We start from the raw sequence: 19,068 nt of genomic DNA on the forward strand, positions 1-19,068 counted from the left end.
CGAATCCACGACAGATCCAGGCATCACGACGCACTCCACACGTTGAACCGCCAGGACCCGGAAACGGTCGAGCAGAATCTACCGGATTCATGAATATGCAGGTCGGCGATCCAGCGCCATAGCTGGACCCACGGTGACCGCACCACAGTTCATCAGGGCCGGCAGGACGGCCGGACGCTGAGCAGCTCGGTCCGCAGCACGGGCATGCCGTCGACAGGCGCCGGGTCCTGCGAAGTTGGCTCGATTCCGCCAGCAGCGATCTTGTCGAGCGTCTTCAGGCCGGCGCCACCGACGGTGCCAAACACCGTGTAGTTCGGTCGGAGCGCGGAGTCGCCGTAGACGACGAAGAATTGCGAACCGTTCGTGTTCGGCCCGGCGTTGGCCATCGCCAGCAAGCCGCGCCCGTAAAGGCGACGGACGCCGGTCGGATCGCTCGGTGCCGGCGGCAGGTCCACCGGCAGCTCGTCTTTGTACTTGTACCCCGGCCCACCCTCGCCAGTGCTGGTCGGGTCGCCACACTGCAGGACCTTCAGCGTCGGATACGCCGTCAGCCGATGGCACACCGTACGGTCGTAGAACCGGTGCCGCGCCAGGTGCACGAAGCTCTGGACCGTGCACGGCGCCTTCGCCCGGTCCAGACGCAGCGGGAGCGAGCCCTGGCTGGTCCGGACAGCCATACCGACCGTGCCGTGACTGGGGGTGTGCCGCGGATCGGGCGGCAGGGGAACCGGCCGCGCCGCCGGCTCGTCCGGGGTCTGGGTGTACTGGCAAGGACCGTGCGTGGTTCGCGGCGTGGCATCGGAAGCGGAGGCGGTAGTGCTGCCCCCGGACACGACCAACGCTGCTGTCGCCAATGCGGTCATGAGAGCTCGGTTCATCCTGCACACCCTCCAAAAGATCGTCAGATTTCGGAGCGGTCGCAGTCTAAAGTGCGGCCCGGCGGGTGAGGACCCGTCCGCAAGCCACATCCGCCTCCCAGCCTTCGGCCCGCGGCCGCAGGCCACTTCGTTCGGATGCGGCAAGCGCCGGCTGGCCGATCAGGGCGTCCACCCGGTGCACCACGGATGCTCCCCGAACCAGCCCTGTCCTCCCGAAGCTACGGCGAAGTGACGAGTAGCACTCTGAAATCAGCGTGACGCCCGGTCAGGGGTAGCGGGGCGGGGTCCGGGGACTTCGCCGACCTGGAGGGAAGTGAAGTCGGCGTGGGCCTGTTCGACGGCTTCGGGGTGCGCCTCGCGCTTGGCGTGCTCGGTCAGCGCCCGATAGATGCTCGCCACCGAGGGGGGCTGGCCCTTGCGCTTGCCGGTGGGAATGATCAGGTCGGGCTGGATCTGCTCGTCGGACGCGCCGCCCGCGCGGCGCCGGAGCACGGTGTGGAGCATGTCGTCGGTGATGACCGGGGGCCGGCCGCCGTGCTTTCCCTTGCGTGCCGCGGTGTCGAGCCCTCCCAGGGTCGACTCACGGATGTTCGCTCGAGCGGAGGTGAACGGGGGCCCCGCGAGATAGCTGGGTTGACGGCAGTGTTCGCGTTCAGGCAGATCAGCTGTTCCTCGGCCCGAGGTCGACCCGGTTACCCCCGTCGTGCCAGTCACTCTGCCCAGGTGCACCGGCCACGGTCCTTTCAGGACGTAGGACCAGTCACCGAAGGTCCCGTACATGCAGGGCGCCCCGTCGCTTTGGTCGAAGTCCCGGTAGGGGACGGCCGCGGACATCTGACGTGGGTAGCGCCGAGCTGAAGCAGCACATCCGCGACGGGCATCCGGTGCACTGCGGTCAACGAGATCCCGCCCGACGTCCCGTACGCGGACGTCCCACCGTAGGCGTGCGCTCCGATCCACTCCAGACTGTCGCCCATCAGAAACCTCCCGGCGTGGGGTGGCCCGCTGCGTTTCCCCGCCACGGAATGTGACGGGCAACGGCTCGGTCACCGGGAATCCGGACCCACCACTGGGAAGACCACCCCACCCGCGACCCTGACCCCCGTACCTATCCGGGCGAGCCCCTAATATCATCGGGCGTTCTCCGACGGACGCTGACGCCCGCTGGATCGTGCCCGCCGCCCAACGCCCGGCACGACGACTCCACCGCATGGCATGGAGTCGAGCATCGAGAGAGGAAAGTTCATGCGCGTCCGGAGCATCGCCACGGCCACCGCAACAGCATTGGCGCTGGTGGCTGTTCGTGACCTTGTCCAGAAGAAGCACGCATTGCTCCGGAACTTCCCCGTGCTCGGGCACGCCCGGTACTTGTTGGAGACGATCGGGCCGGAGCTGCGGCAGTACATAGTGACCTCCAACGACGAGGAGCGCCCGTTCAGTCGTGACCAGCGCACCTGGATCTACGCGTCGGCGAAGGGGGAGAACAATTACTTCGGGTTCGGAACCGACAACGACGTCGAGCACACGCAGGGGCACGCCTACCTGAAGCAGCGCACGTTTGCCGGCACGCTGCCCGACGTGCACGACCCGCAGGCCCCACTGCCGTCGGCCAAGGTGCTGGGCGGGCCGCGCGGGCGCGCCAAGGCGTTCCGACCGGCGAGCGTGGTGAACATCTCGGCGATGAGCTTCGGATCGCTCTCCGGCGCGGCGATCACGGCGCTCAACAAGGGGGCGGCGCTGGCGGGCACCCTGCACAACACGGGTGAGGGCGGTCTCTCGCCGTACCACCGCAACGGCGGCGATCTCGTCCTTCAGATCGGTACGTCCTACTTCGGCTGCCGCAACGAGAACGGCAGCTTCAGCATCGGCAAGCTCAAGGATGTGGTCGCCGGCGCTCCGGTCAAGGCGATAGAGATCAAGCTCTCCCAAGGTGCCAAGCCCGGGCTGGGGGGAATGCTGCCGGGCGCGAAGGTGACCCCGGAAATCGCCGAGATCCGCGGCATCCCGCTCGGCGAGGACTGCGCTTCCCCGTCGCGGCACACCGCGTTCGGCGACGTCGACTCGATGCTCGACTTCGTCGAGCTGATCGCCGCCGAGACCGGCCTGCCGGTCGGGATCAAGAGCGCGGTCGGAGAGATGGAGTTCTGGCAGGAGCTGGCCACGCTGATGGCGCGTGGTGACCGTGGTGTCGACTTCGTGACCATCGACGGCGGCGAGGGCGGCACCGGGGCGGCGCCGCTCACCTTCTCCGACTCGGTGTCGCTGCCCTTCCGGATGGGCTTCTCCCGGGTCTACGGCGTCTTCGCCGAGCGAGGGCTGACCGACGACCTGACCTTCATCGCCTCCGGCAAGCTCGGCCTGCCCGAGAACGCCGCGGTCGCCTTCGCTCTGGGTGCCGACATGATCAACGTGGCCCGTGAGGCGATGCTGTCGATCGGCTGCATCCAGGCCCAGAAGTGCCACACCGACAAGTGCCCCACCGGCATCGCCACCCAGAGCCCGTGGCTGGCCCGCGGCCTCGACCCCTCCTCGAAGGCCACCCGGGCCGCCGTCTACCTGCGCACCCTCCGCAAGGAGCTGCTGAAGGTCTCGGCGGCCGTCGGCGTCGCCCACCCGGCGCTCATCACGGCCACGGACATCGAGATCATGAACGGCGACTACGAGGCGCGCACCCTGGCCGGCGTCTACGGCTACAAGGACGGCTGGGGCGAGCTCGGCCCGCACCTCGCCGACGAGATCACCGCACTGCTCACCGCCGGGCAGTCCTCCGACCAGAAGCCGACCGCCTGACGCGCCGATCACGGCAGGCACCGCGCCCGCTGCTCCCCTGCCCTGAGCGCGCGCGTGCCGCCGGCCGGTGGCACCCTTGTCTTCCCTGCTCCACGAACAGCCCCTGCCTAGGTGATCACAACATGAGCGAAAAAGTGCGATTCCCGAGCGTCGTCGGCCCTGAACTGGCCGGAGTGATCGACCTGCCGGACGGCGAGATCCGCGGCTGGGGGATCTTCGTGCACGGATTCACGCTCGGCAAGGGCTCGCCAGCCGCGTCGCGTGTCAGCAAGCAGCTGGCACGCGAGGGGATCGGCATGCTGCGCTTCGACAACCTCGGGATCGGGGACTCCGACGGCGACTGGGGGGACGGTTCCTTCACCGTCAAGGTCCAGGACACGATCCGTGCCGCAGCCATGATGGCGGAGCGAGGGACCCCGGCGGACCTGCTGGTGGGGCACTCATGGGGAGGCGCCGCCGTCCTCGCCGCGGCGGCCGAGGCGACCGGCGTCCGCGCGGTCGCCACAATCGGGGCGCCGGTCGATCCCAGCCACGTCGAGCGACAGTACGACGCGGTCGTGGATCGCGTGCTCGATGAAGGGTCGCACGAGTGGTTCGTCGGCGGGAGGACCCTGGTCCTCAAGCGCGCCTTCGTCGAAGACGTCCGCCGTGCTCACCTGCGGGACCGGATCGGCGAGTTGGACCTGCCGCTACTCGTCCTGCATTCGCCGACCGACAACACCGTGGACATCGACAACGCCGGCGAGATCTTCCGCGAGGCACGACATCCGCGAAGCTTCGTCTCGCTCGAAGGAGCAGACCACCTCCTGACCGCCCGGGGACAAGCACAGCGAGCCGCCCACATCATCAGCGCCTGGGCCGATCAGTACATCCCCGGGTAACGGCCCGCAGGAGACATCTCAGGTGGTTAAGTGCTCGCTCTCGCTTCAGGCACGCGGCGGACGGTGGCCATGATCACCGCTCTCGTGTCTCGTGACGGTCCTGGCACAAGTCGGTGTACTCGGGGTGTCGGCCCACGGACTCATCGGCTTCCGCCGCCTGGTCTGCCCGGCCGGCAAGACTGTGCATAGTGCCGCGGCCGAGCCATCCTTTGGTGACGCTGCCAGGGCGGGCTGGTTTATCGGCCACCTTGTGCATCGTGTCGTCCAAGACGCGCTTGCCGATGGCCGTGCGGTCGGCCGCCGGAGTGTCGTCCTCGACGCCGTCTCCTGCACCACCTCCACCAGGGGGTGAGCAGGCTCTGCCACGGCGTTTCGTCCTGGTGTTCTGCCGCTGCGGCCCCCCTTTGAGGTGGGCGCCGGCGGTGGTTCGGTGCGGGCGCCGGCCGCGTGCTGATGTGCCCGCACGATGGTGGAGTCGACCGAGATGTCCCAGGCGGCCTCCCCGGCCGCGTCCGCCTCGGCTTGAACCTGCTGGAGCAGGCGTTCCCAGGTTCCGTCGGCCGACCACAGGCGATGGCGTTCATAGACGGCCTTCCATGGGCCGAACCATTCAGGTGGATCACGCCACCGAACGCCGGTCCGCATCCGGTGCAGAATCCCGTCGATCACCTGCCTGTGATCGCGCCACCTGCCACAACGCCTGTTGCTGACCGACAGGAACGGCTGCAGCCGTCCCCACTCGGCATCCGTCAGATCACCCCGCCCCATGCCCACATCAACGGCACGATTGGGGAATCGTCACATGATCGGCCGGACAAGTCCTAGGCGGAAGGAAGGCCGAAGCCGCGACGGATGGAAACCGCGGACAGAGCCTCTTGAGCAATGTCTTACGCCCCTGAAGGAAACCCGTAGGAAGCATCCCAGTGGCGAGACGGCGGCATGAACCCACCTTCTCCATGCATGCATGCCCGTTGAGTACACCCGAGCAGCCAGGACCGTCCTCGGAGACGACGGCCTGTTGGCCATCACACAGCTCTGCCTGCTCAGCCACGACCACGCGGACACCGCCGACCTGGCCCGCACCACAGCCGCGGCCGCCCTGCCGAACCGCCGCGACCTGCTACGAGGACATGGACACGCAAACCCGGACGCGCTCGACGACCGGCTGGTCGACGCACTGGTGGCCCACGGCAGTGCCGCGGACATCGCCCACCGCGTCCAAGAGCATTCCGACGCCGGTGCCGACCACGTCAGCCTCCAACTTGTGACCACCACACCCGACTCCCCGTCCGTACGGCAGTGGGAGCAACTCGCCGTGTTCCTGCCCGTCTGACGCAGCACACCCGCGTAGGGACCGGCACGAGTGCGGCGCCCTGAAAGCCGTCGCGGCCGGTTCAGGACCGGCCGCCGACCGGCACAGCCGACGCCGACTGGCGGGCCCTGTTCGATGGCGTCCGGCCCGTCGGTGACGGTCAGGGGTTCGGTGCAGGTGCCTGCACCAGGTTGAGCGCTGCCTCGCTGAAGGCAAGAACGCGCGCCGTCGCACCGTCGGCAGGCCATACCAAGCCCCAGTCCACCGGAGCGGCGTCCTCGAAGGGGACATAGACGACATCCGGGCGGGCGAAGTAGCGCCTTGTGTGGGCGCCGACGACGAAGACCCCCTCACCGGCACCCACGAGCGTCAGCGTCTCGTTGAACGTCATGGCCGACGGACCGAGCGCGATCGGTCTCCCGGCGGGGGTCCGGCGCGGCGCCCGGTCCTCGCGCAGGGATTCCGGCAGCGTCTCGGGAATCCGCAGCACGGTCACGCGAGCCAGATCTTCCACGGAGACGGTCTCCCGGCGGGCGAACGGATGCCCTGCAGGCACGGCGAGCATGCGTGCCTCCCGCACCAGGACCGGCCCCATGACGATGCCCTCTTCGTGCATCGGATAGCAGGTCAGCGCGATGTCCACCTCGCCGCTGCGCAGCCACGGCAGGACTTGCGGCAGGTGCGCCTCTTTGATCTGGACCTCGCAGTCGGGGTGCCGGGTGCGGAACGCCTGCTTGGCCCCGACCAACAGCTGGCCCGCCGCCGGCCCGGTGAAGGCGACCCGCAACAGCCCGGTCAGACCCCTCCCGGCGTCGACGGCCCGCTCGAACGCGTCGGTGATCCGGGCCCAGGCGGGGCGTATCTCTTCATACAGCTGCCGCCCCGTCAGGGACAGCTCCACCCGGCGGCTGGTGCGGTTGAACAACGGGACGCCGATGCGGCGCTCCAGTTTGGCGATGGTCTGGCTGACCCGGGCAGTGGAGACGTGCAGCCGCTCGGCGGTGCGGCCGAAGTGCAGCTCCTCGGCGAGCATCAGGAACGCCTCCAGCTCGTGCCGCTCCAGCATCCCGGCACCCTCCCATCGTTAATCGAGGCTTCACGGTCGTTGCACAGGTGCGCATTGATGCCCCGTCCGGACCGCAGCAGGATCAGAGGCGTGGAAAGGCCACCTCACCTGCACAGGAGAACATCATGTACGTCACCCGCGACCGCGCCCTGACCGCCCCCGCGCACGACACCGCCGCGGCCGTCGCAGAACTCAGGGACCGGGCGGAGATCACCGACACGCTCTACCGCTTCGGCCTGGGCCAGGACCTGAAGGACAAGGAGCTGTTCGCCTCGGCCTTCGCCACTGACGCCGAGCTGGACTTCCGCCCGGCCGCCTCCAAGTGGGGAGCCAAGCCGCCGCTGATGTCCGGGCGCGACACCATCGTCACCACCATTCTGGACATGTTCACCGGCCGGGTGGACACCACACACCAGATCACCAACACGCGGATCACCATCGATGGCGACAACGCCCGGCTCACGGCCCTGATGGAGGCCCAGCACCTGCTCATCGCCGACCCCGCCACCCACGCGCTGCTGAAGAACCCCTACGACGTCGACCTGGTCCGCGACGGCGACCGCTGGGTCATCCGTCGGCTTCGCATCGACAACGCCTGGTACACCGGCGACCCCACCGCGATCTTCGGTTGACGCCCGCCCCACCGCACAAGGGCCTCCTGACCCGGAGACCTCATGGCCCGCTCGACTCCCTGCACAACTCCCCACCCTGGACCAGGAAGGACACGACATGAAGATCACAGTGACCGGCGGACGGCCGGTACTGACCCGTCACGCCGAGGCGGAGACCTGTGCCGACCCCAGCAGTGTGATGACGCTGCTCGCCGACTCGGACAGCACCGCAGACGGCTTCACCAGCTACCGGTCCACGTTCGCCAAGGGCGCGGTGGGGGCACCCGCCCACTTCCACACCAAGGCGACGGAGCTGTTCTTCGTGATCAGCGGGTCCCTCCAGGTACTGGTGGGTGAGGAAGTCACCGTCCTGGAGGCAGGCGACTTCCTGGCCGTGCCGCCCCACACCCCGCACGCCTTCGCCGCGGCGCCGGGCTGTGAGGCGGACGTGCTGTTCGTGTTCACGCCGGGCATGGACCGGTTCGACTACCTGCGCCTGCTCGGCCGGGTGATGCGTGACGAGGCCGACGCGAAGGAGATCGCCGCCTCCGCGGAGCGGTTCGACAACCACTACGTCGACAGCCCCGTCTGGCGGGCTGCCCTGGAGGTCTCGGCGTGATCAACTCCACCGTCCCGGTCCGGGTGGCCCGGCCCTCGCGGGACCTCGCCGCCGCCGAACGCTTCTACGTGGACGGCCTCGGCCTGGCCGTCCTGTGGCGCACGACCGAGCGCATGCCGGGCGAGCACGACCTGCTGATGGTCGGCCCGCCCGGTGCCGCCTGGCATTTCGAGCTGACGCACGATCCGGAGCGGCCGCTGGAGCCGACCCCGACGGTGGACGACCTGTTCGTCGTCTACCTCGGCAAGCCGGCGGACGAGGCCCTGATCGACCGCCTGGTCGCGGCCGGCGGTACCCGCGTTCCGGCGCACAACCCGTACTGGGACGAGCACGGTGTGACGATCACCGACCCGGACGGCTACCGCCTGGTGTTGTGCTCCCGCACCTGGGCCTGAGCTGCATGAGCAGGCACTCGATCAGGTAGACGGCCCCCTGGCTTTGTTCGTGAATGACGAGAGCGCCTGCTGCTCAGCGGCGAGAGCACCCTCGTTCACGGGAGAGGGATGGCGCTGAGTTTTGGGATCTGGCACAAATTCCGTGAGGACGATCAGCGGGGTCTGGTCCCGGTGACGTAGCGTCATCCGGGACCGCCCAAGTGATCAGCACATCCGATTGCCGGCGAGCAGGACAGTGGGCAGAATCCCCGCTGTGATCTCTCAACGTCGCGACCACCGCCATCAGGACTACGCCACGCACATTGAGGATCACCGTTTTGCACCACGTCATACGTGAGTACCGCCCTGCGGACGAGACTTCCTGGCTGCGGTGCCGGGTGCTCTCCTTCTTGGGGAGCGCCTACTTCGACGATGTCCTGAAGGCCAGGCCCGAGATCCTCGCTCCCGGCTTCGGGCTGGTCGCCGGCGACGAATGCGGGACAGTCACTGGGATCATCGACATCACCGTCAAGGACCAGCTGGCGACCATCGACACCGTCGCCGTTCACCCTGACTACCAGCACCAGGGCATCGGCCGCCTCCTGCTCGCCGAGGCGCTCTCCCGCGTCAGCGCACTGGGCGTGCTGACGCTAGGGCGTGTGGTGAAAGTGCTTGCTGTGGATTCGGGGGCGAGCGGAGCGGTGGCCCTTGATCAACGCGGCCGGGCTTCATAACCTCGCTCGATGGGACATGACGACCTTCCGACCCTTGAACTCGCCTTCCCGGGTCCGGAACGTGACCGTGGGGTGGCGGCGATCCTGAGCGGTCAGAAGACCGCGCTCACGGGTCTCCTGGAGATCTACGAACACGCCGGCGAGGCAGTACCGGTGACCGGACAGCGATTCTGGGTGCTTGATTCCGAAGGTCGTCCGGCCGTCACGATCGAACTCGTCGACGTGCGCGTCGTTCCCATGAAGGAGATCGACGACGACTTCGCGCGAGCCGAGGGACGCGGCTACTCCGACGTGGCGGAGTGGCGGTCAGCGCACGAAGAGTTCTTCCGGAGCGATGGCGTGAGCGAGTACCTGGGACGCACCCCGGTCATTGATGACGACACTCTTGTCGTTGCAGAACGCTTCCGAGTGGTCGAGCCCGACGACTCGGGTGGTCCGTGACCCGGGTCCGACTCGATGGGAGTCCGGAAGGATCAACCGGACAGGCCCTGTGGGTGCTGGGACGGCTGCTGGTCATAGCCACTCGTTGATGGCTGCGACCAGTACGGTTGCCTCGTAGCGGACGGCGAGCTTGTCATATCGCGTGGCGACGGCTCGGTGGCGCTTCGGCCGGTTGATGCCGCATTCCACCGCGTGGCGCTCTGTGTAGTCGGCCTTGTTGAACTGGGGCGGTCGGCCGCCTCGGGAGCCGAGCTTCTTGCGGTTGCGGACCTGGTCAGCCTTCTCCGGAATGGTGCACGCGATACCTCGTCTGTGCAGGTAGGCGCGGTTCGCGCGAGAGCCGTAGGCCTTATCGGCACGGACCTTGTCCGGCTTGGTGCGGGCTCGGCCCGGGCCAATACGGGGCACCCGGATGCCCTCCAGCACGGGCTGGAACTGCGGGCTGTCGTGCCTCTGCCCGGCGGTCACGAGCAGGGACAGAGGCTTCTGTCCCTGCTCGACCGCAAGGTGCAGCTTGGTGCTCAGTCCGCCGCGCGAGCGGCATGTGGAAGCGGATCTTCGAGCGCCCGCGCGCACCAGCACGCCGCCGGGGCCCATCGATCTTCACGGACAGTGCTGTCGCGAGGGCCTTGAGGTTTGTCGTCACAAACGAACCAACGAGACCCTCGCTTCATGCACCCGAAGACTTCGGACTTACTCGTCTAGGAGTCCTGCCGCCGCCACTCCTGCGGAGACTGACGAGCCAAATCCTCGTCGTCTCCCACGAAGTCCGCCAGGTCCATCCGCCCGGTGTTGTGGAACGCCAGGATCTCTCCGTCCCGCACGATCTTCGTCTGGATCGCATGCCACTCCCCCGCTCGCGGCCCTTCGGGAACCCGCAGGGTCGAGACGGTGTGTATGAGCAGGAGTCCGTCCGCGAGTTGGCGGCTGTCGAGGCATCGGATCGCTAGACGGCTGCCCTGGTAGACGGTGTCGAAGATTTTCTGATGTTCCGTGGCAATCACGTCCCGGCCGCGCTGGACGCGACCCACCACGTCGACGAAGTCCGCGTCCTCCGCGAAGTGCGCAGCCCAGGCTGGCCCCGTCACCCGTGTTCCAGGCACGTGCCATCCCGGCGAGCATCTCGTCGACAGGCATGGAAATGGGGGAAAGGCTCGATCCGTCACCACAACTCATCGCTCACCAGACACGGTTGAGGATTCCGACTACTCACACAAAGACAACCGATGCACCCACCTCAAAGACACGGCTACACCGTTGCGTTAGGAGTTCTTAGCCGGCCCGCGGGCAACCTGGTGTCTGCTCGCGGACCGCCGGAATCGCCGCGGCGGCAGGGCATCGCAGCAGGACCTTGCCACCGTGCTGAGAAGATTCACTCAGGTTGTGCGCGGTTGGGCCAACCACTTCAGGCACGCAGTCGCCGAGCATGTCTTCTCGAAACTTGACGCCTTCGTGCAGTGACGCCTGTTCCGCATGTTGCGGGGCGCGTCCCGCTGGAGTTGGGCGACGTCCGCCACCGGTTCACCCCCCTCAGTGGGTGGTGCCTACTGATCGCGGCGGACGGGATCGAGTTGTTCCCGATCTCCTCGGTCCGGTGGGCCGCTACCGATACCGGGCGAGCACGAGTCCCAACCCATGGCAGCCTGTGGGCCCCGTCTGCCGGGCAGAGACCGTGGAGAGCCGGTGGCGCTGAAAGGCGCACGGCGGGTTCAACGAGAGGTCCGAGAAACGGACCGGGAGCAATCCCGGCAGCGCTCTCCGGGCCTACCCAGCAGAGTGATCACTAGTAGTCAGATCTTCGAAGCGAGACGGTACCAATGTGGATGAGCCTGGAGTCGGGGTGAGGTGAGTTCCAGGGCTCGGTTGTCCAGTCCGGCGGCCATGTGGTCGAGCCATCGTTCGTACCATGCGAGGAAATCCGGGGCTGAGGAGACGTTCGGGCCCCAGAAGCCGTCGGCGTTGCCGATGAGCATGCGCCCGGTGAGAGGGCCGGTTACGCCTATGAGGACGAGATCGCTGCAGCCACGTTCGATGACGTGCAGGAAGAGGTGACCGTCGCGTGTGGGGCGGTAGGCCCGGCTGAATCCTCTTGGACCGGTGCGGGTACCACCGGGGTTCATCGTGAAGAGGGTGCAGCTCTCCAGCGGGATCAGTCCGTAGTACGGGGACGCACCGCTGCCGCCCATGTTCGCGAGGAAGTCCCGATAGGGCTTTGGGAGTTCCACGTCGTGCTCGGCTTCAAAGGCGTCTGCCCGAGCTTGGGGCAGGCGGGGGCCGAGGCGAAATTCGTGCCGCTCCTCGCCGAAGGAGTGGCTTCGGTTGGGCGTGTAGGGGATGCGTGCCAGCTTGCGTCGCAGCCGCGGGATGCGGGAGTCCATGCGGGCTCTTCTCTCGTGTCGCCCGCAATCTATCGTGCGACGCAGAGATCATCCTGCGAGTAGGACTCGCTTCCGCAGGAGCTGGAAGCCGGCACGGCGAACACCTGGCGCTTGAGCCTCGTGATCCGGTTGACGTGGCCTTCGACAACTCCTGAGGCCCAGGGAAGAAGCCGCGTTCACACCCAGCCTCGCCGACACCTGCGGGCCGCAAGTCACCTCACGTTCGTGATCTTGGACCGCTCGCTGCTGCCGATCAGCGGGATCGCTGCCAGACCATACTTCTCGGGCAAACTCCGCACACGACCTGCCTGTGGCCAGCAGGCACAACATCATCGAGATGCTTGCCGCCCTGAACCGCAAGTGCCGGTCAGGCAAGGGCACTCGGGGGCGCCGATGTCGATGAGCCTTTCCAGACTCAAGCTGGCGTGAGATGAAAGGCGAGGACGGCCCATATGAGGGCGGATGATGCGGGTGCTGCCGCAGCGGAGTTTTCGCAGGAGGCGCCAGCCCTTCAGGGCGGCACCACGGCTTGCTCGCCGACGGCGCGGATGCGGGCATGGGCGATGCTGACGGCCTGCTGACCGGCGGGCAGGTTGCGGTGACGACCAGGCAAGGACACCCGTACTGATCGCCACCGCATTGACGCTTCCGCTGGGGTCGACGAGCGTCTTGCGGATTCATCCCGTGGCTGGGTCCCACAGCCGCACCCTCTTGTCCGCGCCGCTCCCGGCGACGAGAGTACGGCCGTCCCGACTGAATGCCACCGACCAGACGGAAGCGCTCAGATCAGTCAGGGGCCTCATCGGCCACCCAGTCGCCACATCCAACAGCCTTACCTTTTCGCTGCCGCTGATGGCACCAGGGCGAGCCCTTCCCGCACACCGGCTACCAGCCGAGCGACCCGCGCTGCGTCCCACGCTCGCCCGCGTCTCCGTTCGGCTGCTTGAGCCGCCGCGCGATCCCCCATGGTTCCCTCCGCTGTGGGTGCAGTGTGCCCATGCGCTGACAGACAACGACGTCCACGACATCCACGATCAACGCATGGCGGCTGGTGCCCAGGCTCCACCCCGACCCATGGCCGGTCCGTGGTGTCCAACCCGGTCCGACGGCGACAACTGCAGAGCTGCACCCTTCTGCAGCGTTGCGCCCGGCTGTGGCACGTATAGGCCGTTCGGCACCGGCGTCGAGGTGGCAGCCACCGCCTGACTACCCAAATCGGTACATTTACCCGCCAGGGTGGGCCGGGCCGCCAGGCGCGCCTCTGGTCGTACCCGGGTGCTTATGAACCTCGCAGGCGAGGAGAATATGTTCGATTTGAGTGCGCCGATCGTGATCACGTTCCTCGTGTACGCGGTCACCATGATCGGAGTAGGTGTCTGGGCATATACCCGCACTCACACCTTCGCCGATTTCGCCCTGGGGAGCCGCAGGCTCAGCGCGTTGGTCGCCGCCCTGTCCGCAGGGGCCAGTGACATGTCCGGCTGGCTGTTTCTCGCGTTTCCCGGAGCGGTGTACGCGGCCGGCATCGGCGCCAGTTGGATCGCGGTCGGCCTGGCGATCGGCACCTACCTCAACTGGCGGTTCGTCGCGCCGAGGCTGCGGACCTACACCGAGCGCGCCGAGAACGCCTTGAGCCTGTCGGCCTACCTGGAGGAGCGGTTCGAGGACGGCACCCGGATGCTCAGGATGGTCTCGGCGGTGGTCACCCTCGTGTTCTTCACCGTCTACGTTGCCAGTGGTCTGGTGGCCGGCGGGTTGCTGTTCGAGCATGTCTTCGACGTCCGTTTCGGGCTCGGGGTGACCCTGATGGCCCTGGTGATAGTCATCTACGCGAGCCTGGGTGGCTTCCTCGCCGTGAGCCTGACGCACGTGGTGCAGGCGACGCTGATATTCCTCGCCCTGCTCGTGGTCCCCCTGACCGGCATCGGGGCCCTCGGAGGCTTCCGGGAACTGGCCGATGCCCTGCACAAGAAGGCGCCGGGCCTGCTGGACATGGCGACAGAGGTCAACTACGCCGACGGGCAGTGGTCGGCAGGCGGGTCGCTCGGCGCCGTCGCGATCACTTCGCTGCTCGCCTGGGGCCTCGGCTACTTCGGTCAGCCACACATCCTGGCCCGCTTCATGGGCATCCGCAGCATCCGGGCAATCCCCGCGGCCCGCCGTATCGAAACCGGGTGGGTCGTCGTCGTACTCGCCGGCGCCACACTCGTCGGCCTCGCGGGAATCGGGCGGCTCGGCACGCCGCTCCACGACCCCGAGGCGGTCTACATCGTCCTCAGCCGCATCCTGCTCAATCCCTGGATCGCCGGGGTGATGCTGATCGCCGTACTGGCCGCGATCATGTCGACCGCGGACAGCCAGCTTCTCGTGTCGTCCGTCGCACTCACGGAGGACTTCTACCGCGCGTTCCTCAACCGGCGTGCCCCGGACAGGGTGCTGGTGTGGGTCGGCCGCGGCGCCGTCGTCGCGGTGATCCTCGTGGCCTTCATGATCGCGCTCAACGGCGGCGGGCTGCTGGGCATCGTCGCCTACGCCTGGGCGGGCTTCGGGGCTGCCTTCGGGCCGGTCATCCTCCTCTCGCTGTACTGGCCACGGATGACCTGGGCGGGAGCCATGGCCGGGATCGTGTCGGGCGCGACCACGGTGCTCTTCTGGAAAAAGATCAATGCGCTGCTCGGTCCACTCGAATCAGACATCTACGAAATGGTCCCGGGTGTACTGGTCGCCACGGTCGCCGCACTGGTCTTCGGCCGTTTCGTCGGCCAGCCACCGAAACGGGCCTTCTGGCGGATGCCGGGAGGCGGGATGAGCCAGCTGATGCTCACGCCGTTCCTCACCCATGCACCGGTCGGCATGGCCGTCCTGGACACGGATCTGCGCTACGTCTGGGTGAACGAGCCTTTGGAGCGCCTGATCCCCCTCGAACAACGACTGGGGCGGCAGGTGGGGGACGTACTGCCGAGGGCCGAGGCGGAAGCCTTCGAGGAGCGGATGCGCCAGGTTCTGCGGACCGGGTACCCGGTGCTGGACTACGAGTTCCGCCGCCCCAGCTACGCCGATCCCGACCGCACACGCGCCTCCTCCGCCTCCTTCTTCGCCATGAAGGACCGCCAAGGCCGGTACGTGGGCATCTGGTACATGGTCATCGACGTCACCGAGCGCTGGCGGGCCCAGGAACGCCTGGCTCTGCTGAACGACGCCGGTGCCCGCATCGGCAGCACACTGGAAGTAACGCGGACCGCGCAGGAACTGGCAGACGAGGCCGTACCGTCCGTCGCCGAGTTCGTCGCCGTTGACCTGCTGGACTCGGTCATGCGGGGCGAGGAGCCGGCTCCCGGACCGGTCGGCATGACGCCCGTCATCCGCCGAGCCGGGCAGCAGTCGGTGCGCGAGGGCTGTCCGGAGGCGTCTCTTGCCGTGGGCGAAACGGTCCGGCGCGCTCCCTCGTCGCCCGTGACCCGCTGCCTGCTGGAAAGCAGGACTCTCGTGGAACGGACCCTGGACCTCTCCACCAGCGCCTGGATGACCGAAGACCAGTCACTGGGCGCCTCCATCCGCGAGTTCGACTTCCGCTCGCTGATGGTGGTTCCGGTGCGGGCACGCGGCGTCACCCTTGGCGTGGCGACGTTCGCCCGCTCCCGGCGTCAGGGTCCCTTCGAGGACGACGACGTGCGTCTCGCCGAGGAACTCGTCTCCCGCGCGGCGGTCTGCGTCGACAACGCGCGCCGCTTCACCCGCGAGCGCACAGCGGCCCGCTCCATGCAGCGTTATCTGCTGCCGCAGGAGCTCAGGGGAGAGTCCGCTCTGGAGGTGGCGTCGTGGTACCTCCCGGCGGATGCCCCCAGCGGTGTGGGCGGAGACTGGTTCGACGTGATTCCCCTTTCCGGCGCCCGGGTTGCGCTGGTCGTCGGGGACGTCGTCGGACACGGAATGAACGCGGCAGCGACCATGGGACGTCTGCGCACCGCCGTACGCACGCTCGCCAATCTGGACCTCCCCCCGGATGAACTGCTGGCTCATCTGGACGACTTGGTCATCGGCCTCATGGGGCCGGCGGAGGCCGAGGAGGAGACCGCGGGTGCCGGCTTCATGGGTGCCACCTGTCTGTACGCTGTGTACGACCCGGTCAGCAGGCGGTTCACACTGGCCCGGGCCGGTCACCTCCCACCCGTGATCGTCGGCGCCGACGGCACCGCCCACGTGCTCGACCTGCCCGCCGGGCCACCACTCGGCCTCGGGTACCTCCCCTTCGAGTCCGCCGAACTGGAGCTGGCCGAAGGCAGCCTCATCGCCCTCTACACCGACGGTCTCATCGAGACCTTCGACCGGGATCTCGACATCGGGCTCTCCCGACTGGGCGACGCCCTCGTGGTGCCCAGGCGGACGCTGGAGGAGATGGGCCTGGGTGTGGTCGGCTCCCTGCTGACGGGTCCGCCGTCCGACGACGCGGCCCTGCTCCTCGCCCGGACCCGCGTCCTGGCTCCGGACCGGGTCATGTCATGGAATCTGCCCAGTGACCCGGCGGCCGTGGCCAACGCCCGCAGCCTCGTCGGCCGGCAGTTGGCGGAGTGGGGCATGGACGACCTGACGTTCACCACGGAGCTCATCGTCAGTGAGCTGGTCACCAACGCCATCCGCCATGCGACCGGACCGGTGAGTCTGCGCCTGATCCGGGACCGCGGCCTGATCTGCGAGATCTCCGACACCAGCAGCACTTCGCCGCGCCTGCGCCATGCCCGGACCACCGACGAGGGAGGACGGGGCCTACTGATCGTGGCCCAACTCGCCCGGCGATGGGGCACCCGTTTCACGACAACGGGCAAGATCATCTGGACAGAGCAGGACATTCCCGCCGAAATGAGTGCCCGGTGGTGAGCGGGTCCCACCTTGCCTGCCACTCCTGGGGCCGCGGCACCACCCGTACCCGACAGCCCAGTGCCTGGCCGCTGGTTACCCGATACCGCGGCCCCGGCAGCCGGGTCCACCTCCGTGACCGGTCTGGACCCGGGCAACGGCCGCAAACGGCGGGGCCGGCCGTCGACGTACTGAGCCTTGGCATCGGCATCGGCATCGGCATCGGCATCGGCATCGGCATCGGCGAATTATGAGTAGCTGTTGTCGTCGACAGGCACGGCGTTGTTCGTTCAGCTCTCACGCCGCATGGCCGGTTGGCTCGTCCACCGTCCGTCAGGGCCGTGGTCCCTGCCACTCCAGGGCGATGATCACGGCAGCCGCGTCGTAGGGCCGTTGTACTTCGAGGCCGGTGTACGCCTCGAAGGCGTTCAGCCGGTTCAGCACGGTGTTGCGGTGGCACTTCCAGCACGCGGCCCGTGGCGCCCAGGATTCCCTTCTCCAGATAGGTGCTGACGGTTTCCAGGATCTTTCTGCGCTCCAGGTCCGTGCACCTCTTCAGGTACGGGAAGACGATCTGGCCCAGGTCGCACCCCACCCCGGCGAGAAGATGCCGCGTCACCGACCGCCAGCGGTCCGACAAGGTGGCCACGTCCGAAGTGTCCATCGGTAGATCGATCATGATTTCCCTGGCGGCCGCCGCAGACTCCCGGACTCGCGCCAGGCCTCTGGCCACCGGCGCGACCGCGACCGCCACGTCGGCGAAAAGGTCCTTCGCTGGAGGCGAGAGCCGTCCCAGGGCCACCTCGTCCGTCGGACAGATGAACAGCGTGTGGTGGCCCATGTCAGGGGCGCACCGGGCGGAGCCACGGACCCGCCGGCGCACCACGACTCCGTCGTCACATCATCGGCCCGTCGTCGCACTGGCCTCGGTTTCCGCCTGCGGCCTGCCCTCCGCGGGTACGACCGAGGACTCCGGTGAGTTCCTCACCTCGACGCTCGGCTGCAAGCAGCTTCCACCGCCCACCGGATCCCCAGGCGCCACGGCATCGCCGCCACTGGCCGTCACCGACCGGGCCACTCTCCCCCACGTCCCGGGCATCGACCGGCCCGCGCGGGCTGGTCGCGATCCTCGTGGTCACGGCCGCACTCATCCGTGGCCCCTGCGGATACAGGGTGCCCTTCATGTCGTACGACGGAGAGCGCGACCTGCGGGTACGGCCTGCGCCTCTCGCGTGAGCAGAACGCCTCGCTGAGCGTGCACTTCACCAAGACGGACCACTTCGCACACAGCATCGACGGCCTGCCTGGGCTGCCTCTTCCGCTGCCGCCCAGTAACTTCTGAGCAACCGTCCCTCTCCCTTCGGGAGCTGCCGTGGCCGTCCCACCTGCCGGTATCGCGCTCTCTGCCGTCCTGTTCACCCTGACCTCGGACGCTAGCGGTTCGCCGCTGCCGGACCGGCTGGCCGACACCGGCGGAGGCAACCAGCTGATCACCGCCGTCGCGCCCCGCGGCGGCGCCACAACGGGGACGCTGACCTGGTGGGACCGGCGAGGCGGCAAGTGGGTCGTGGCCGGCACCGCGCCCGCCCGGTTCGGGTCCAAGGGTCTGGTCGAGGGCGGCAAGCGCAGACAGGGCACTGACACCACTCCCACCGGTCTGTACGACCTCCCCTACGGCTTCGGGATCAAGGCCGCGCCGAGCGGGACCTCGATGCCGTACCGCCGGGTGAACCGGCAATCCTGGTGGTGCCAGGACAATCGCTCGCGTTCCTACAACCGCTGGGCCGAGCCGCTGCCCGCCGACTGCCGCGCCGCCGAGTCCGAGCATCTCGCCGACTACGGCACCCCGTACGCACATGCGCTCGTCATCGGCTTCAACTACAGGAAGCCGGTACGCGGCCGGGGCGCGGGCATCTTTCTGCACGTCAACGGGCGAGCGGCAACGGCTGGTTGTGTCTCGACGCCCGCGGAGGCCATGCGCCGGATCCTGACCTGGGCCGAGCCCCGGCAGCGGCCGCACATCGCGATCGGGACCACCTCGGGGCCCACCGCGATCACTCGTTACTAGATGAGCCCATCGATCGCCTCATCGGCCCGCCAAACAACAACACGACCTGTGGCTCTCCCCCT

At 68.0% G+C, this 19,068-nt stretch carries 19 protein-coding genes and 4 pseudogenes; 12 read left to right on the top strand and 11 right to left on the bottom strand.

The window, feature by feature from the left end; all coding sequences use genetic code 11:
• Nucleotides 1-152: 152 nt before the first annotated feature.
• Together ACFV1J_RS19970 and ACFV1J_RS19975 are read right to left on the bottom strand one after the other, a co-directional pair.
• Complete coding sequence (locus ACFV1J_RS19970; RefSeq protein WP_385859893.1) at nucleotides 153-863, bottom strand: peptidylprolyl isomerase; 711 nt, start codon at nucleotides 861-863, stop codon at nucleotides 153-155.
• Nucleotides 864-1,127: 264 nt separating this feature from the next.
• Nucleotides 1,128-1,382, bottom strand: coding sequence for a hypothetical protein (locus tag ACFV1J_RS19975; protein ID WP_385859895.1), 255 nt, complete (start codon nucleotides 1,380-1,382; stop codon nucleotides 1,128-1,130).
• 741 nt (nucleotides 1,383-2,123) lie between these two features.
• Here ACFV1J_RS19975 and ACFV1J_RS19980 point away from each other — a divergent pair.
• Both ACFV1J_RS19980 and ACFV1J_RS19985 read left to right on the top strand, forming a co-directional pair.
• Complete coding sequence (locus tag ACFV1J_RS19980; RefSeq protein WP_385859897.1) at nucleotides 2,124-3,668, top strand: FMN-binding glutamate synthase family protein; 1,545 nt, start codon at nucleotides 2,124-2,126, stop codon at nucleotides 3,666-3,668.
• Between the two features lie 122 nt (nucleotides 3,669-3,790).
• Nucleotides 3,791-4,549, top strand: coding sequence for an alpha/beta hydrolase family protein (locus tag ACFV1J_RS19985; RefSeq protein WP_385859899.1), 759 nt, complete (start codon nucleotides 3,791-3,793; stop codon nucleotides 4,547-4,549).
• A gap of 73 nt (nucleotides 4,550-4,622) precedes the next feature.
• Here ACFV1J_RS19985 and ACFV1J_RS19990 read toward each other — a convergent pair.
• Both ACFV1J_RS19990 and ACFV1J_RS19995 read right to left on the bottom strand, forming a co-directional pair.
• A pseudogene (locus ACFV1J_RS19990) lies at nucleotides 4,623-4,856 on the bottom strand (ABC-three component system protein); the annotation flags it as partial.
• A gap of 62 nt (nucleotides 4,857-4,918) precedes the next feature.
• Nucleotides 4,919-5,317 (bottom strand): annotated as a pseudogene (locus ACFV1J_RS19995) (IS5 family transposase); the annotation flags it as partial.
• Between the two features lie 196 nt (nucleotides 5,318-5,513).
• Here ACFV1J_RS19995 and ACFV1J_RS20000 point away from each other — a divergent pair.
• Nucleotides 5,514-5,882: a hypothetical protein gene (locus ACFV1J_RS20000; RefSeq protein ID WP_385859901.1), complete on the top strand. Its 369-nt coding sequence runs from the start codon at nucleotides 5,514-5,516 to the stop codon at nucleotides 5,880-5,882.
• 139 nt (nucleotides 5,883-6,021) lie between these two features.
• Here ACFV1J_RS20000 and ACFV1J_RS20005 read toward each other — a convergent pair whose 3' ends face one another.
• Nucleotides 6,022-6,927 carry a LysR family transcriptional regulator gene (locus ACFV1J_RS20005; protein ID WP_385859903.1) on the bottom strand — a complete coding sequence of 302 codons (906 nt, stop codon included), beginning with the start codon at nucleotides 6,925-6,927 and terminating at the stop codon, nucleotides 6,022-6,024.
• Between the two features lie 125 nt (nucleotides 6,928-7,052).
• On the opposite strand from ACFV1J_RS20005, the gene ACFV1J_RS20010 reads away from it, so the two are divergent.
• The 5 genes from ACFV1J_RS20010 (at nucleotide 7,053) to ACFV1J_RS20030 (ending at nucleotide 9,706) form a co-directional block, all read left to right on the top strand.
• Nucleotides 7,053-7,559, top strand: coding sequence for a nuclear transport factor 2 family protein (locus ACFV1J_RS20010; protein WP_385859905.1), 507 nt, complete (start codon nucleotides 7,053-7,055; stop codon nucleotides 7,557-7,559).
• Nucleotides 7,560-7,656: 97 nt separating this feature from the next.
• Nucleotides 7,657-8,157, top strand: coding sequence for a cupin domain-containing protein (locus ACFV1J_RS20015; RefSeq protein WP_385859907.1), 501 nt, complete (start codon nucleotides 7,657-7,659; stop codon nucleotides 8,155-8,157).
• Entirely contained in the window at nucleotides 8,154-8,552 is a 399-nt protein-coding gene (locus ACFV1J_RS20020; RefSeq protein ID WP_385859910.1) for a VOC family protein, read from the top strand. The genes ACFV1J_RS20015 and ACFV1J_RS20020 overlap by 4 nt, the downstream gene beginning before the upstream one ends.
• A 302-nt stretch (nucleotides 8,553-8,854) precedes the next feature.
• Complete coding sequence (locus tag ACFV1J_RS20025) at nucleotides 8,855-9,265, top strand: GNAT family N-acetyltransferase (RefSeq protein WP_385859912.1); 411 nt, start codon at nucleotides 8,855-8,857, stop codon at nucleotides 9,263-9,265.
• A 9-nt stretch (nucleotides 9,266-9,274) separates the two neighbouring features.
• Nucleotides 9,275-9,706, top strand: a complete 432-nt coding sequence (locus ACFV1J_RS20030) for an ASCH domain-containing protein (protein WP_385859914.1) — start codon at nucleotides 9,275-9,277, stop codon at nucleotides 9,704-9,706.
• 72 nt (nucleotides 9,707-9,778) lie between these two features.
• On the opposite strand, the gene ACFV1J_RS20035 is transcribed toward ACFV1J_RS20030, so the two are convergent.
• Both ACFV1J_RS20035 and ACFV1J_RS20040 read right to left on the bottom strand, forming a co-directional pair.
• Entirely contained in the window at nucleotides 9,779-10,303 is a 525-nt protein-coding gene (locus ACFV1J_RS20035) for an IS5 family transposase (protein ID WP_385859916.1), read from the bottom strand.
• Between the two features lie 104 nt (nucleotides 10,304-10,407).
• A complete protein-coding gene (locus ACFV1J_RS20040) occupies nucleotides 10,408-10,794 on the bottom strand; it encodes an SgcJ/EcaC family oxidoreductase (protein ID WP_385859918.1) in 387 nt (128 codons plus the stop codon).
• Nucleotides 10,795-11,089: 295 nt separating this feature from the next.
• Between ACFV1J_RS20040 and ACFV1J_RS20045 the strand changes: the two genes are divergently transcribed.
• Complete coding sequence (locus tag ACFV1J_RS20045; RefSeq protein ID WP_385860009.1) at nucleotides 11,090-11,167, top strand: group II intron maturase-specific domain-containing protein; 78 nt, start codon at nucleotides 11,090-11,092, stop codon at nucleotides 11,165-11,167.
• Between the two features lie 329 nt (nucleotides 11,168-11,496).
• Here the strand turns inward: ACFV1J_RS20045 and ACFV1J_RS20050 are convergent, their stop codons facing one another.
• The 3 genes and pseudogenes from ACFV1J_RS20050 to ACFV1J_RS20060 all read right to left on the bottom strand — a co-directional run bounded on the left by ACFV1J_RS20050 (nucleotide 11,497) and on the right by ACFV1J_RS20060 (nucleotide 13,112).
• Nucleotides 11,497-12,084 (bottom strand): SMI1/KNR4 family protein, encoded by a 588-nt coding sequence (locus ACFV1J_RS20050; protein ID WP_385859920.1) that lies wholly within the window; start codon nucleotides 12,082-12,084, stop codon nucleotides 11,497-11,499.
• 415 nt (nucleotides 12,085-12,499) lie between these two features.
• A pseudogene (locus ACFV1J_RS20055) lies at nucleotides 12,500-12,712 on the bottom strand (IS5/IS1182 family transposase); the annotation flags it as partial.
• 49 nt (nucleotides 12,713-12,761) lie between these two features.
• A complete protein-coding gene (locus tag ACFV1J_RS20060) occupies nucleotides 12,762-13,112 on the bottom strand; it encodes a WD40 repeat domain-containing protein (protein ID WP_385859922.1) in 351 nt (116 codons plus the stop codon).
• 277 nt (nucleotides 13,113-13,389) lie between these two features.
• On the opposite strand from ACFV1J_RS20060, the gene putP reads away from it, so the two are divergent.
• Nucleotides 13,390-16,959, top strand: a complete 3,570-nt coding sequence (putP, locus tag ACFV1J_RS20065) for a sodium/proline symporter PutP (RefSeq protein WP_385859925.1) — start codon at nucleotides 13,390-13,392, stop codon at nucleotides 16,957-16,959.
• Nucleotides 16,960-17,271: 312 nt separating this feature from the next.
• On the opposite strand, the gene ACFV1J_RS20070 is transcribed toward putP, so the two are convergent.
• A complete protein-coding gene (locus tag ACFV1J_RS20070; protein ID WP_385860011.1) occupies nucleotides 17,272-17,442 on the bottom strand; it encodes a helix-turn-helix domain-containing protein in 171 nt (56 codons plus the stop codon).
• Nucleotides 17,443-18,017: 575 nt separating this feature from the next.
• Between ACFV1J_RS20070 and ACFV1J_RS20075 the strand changes: the two are divergent.
• Both ACFV1J_RS20075 and ACFV1J_RS20080 read left to right on the top strand, forming a co-directional pair.
• Nucleotides 18,018-18,280, top strand: a pseudogene (locus ACFV1J_RS20075) (pyridoxamine 5'-phosphate oxidase family protein); the annotation flags it as partial.
• A gap of 51 nt (nucleotides 18,281-18,331) precedes the next feature.
• The gene (locus ACFV1J_RS20080) at nucleotides 18,332-19,006 is read left to right on the top strand and encodes a L,D-transpeptidase (RefSeq protein WP_385860013.1); all 675 of its coding nucleotides are present in this window, start codon (nucleotides 18,332-18,334) and stop codon (nucleotides 19,004-19,006) included.
• Nucleotides 19,007-19,068 lie beyond the last annotated feature (62 nt).

Source organism: Streptomyces sp. NPDC059649, assembly GCF_042734445.1.
GTDB lineage: Bacteria > Actinomycetota > Actinomycetes > Streptomycetales > Streptomycetaceae > Streptomyces.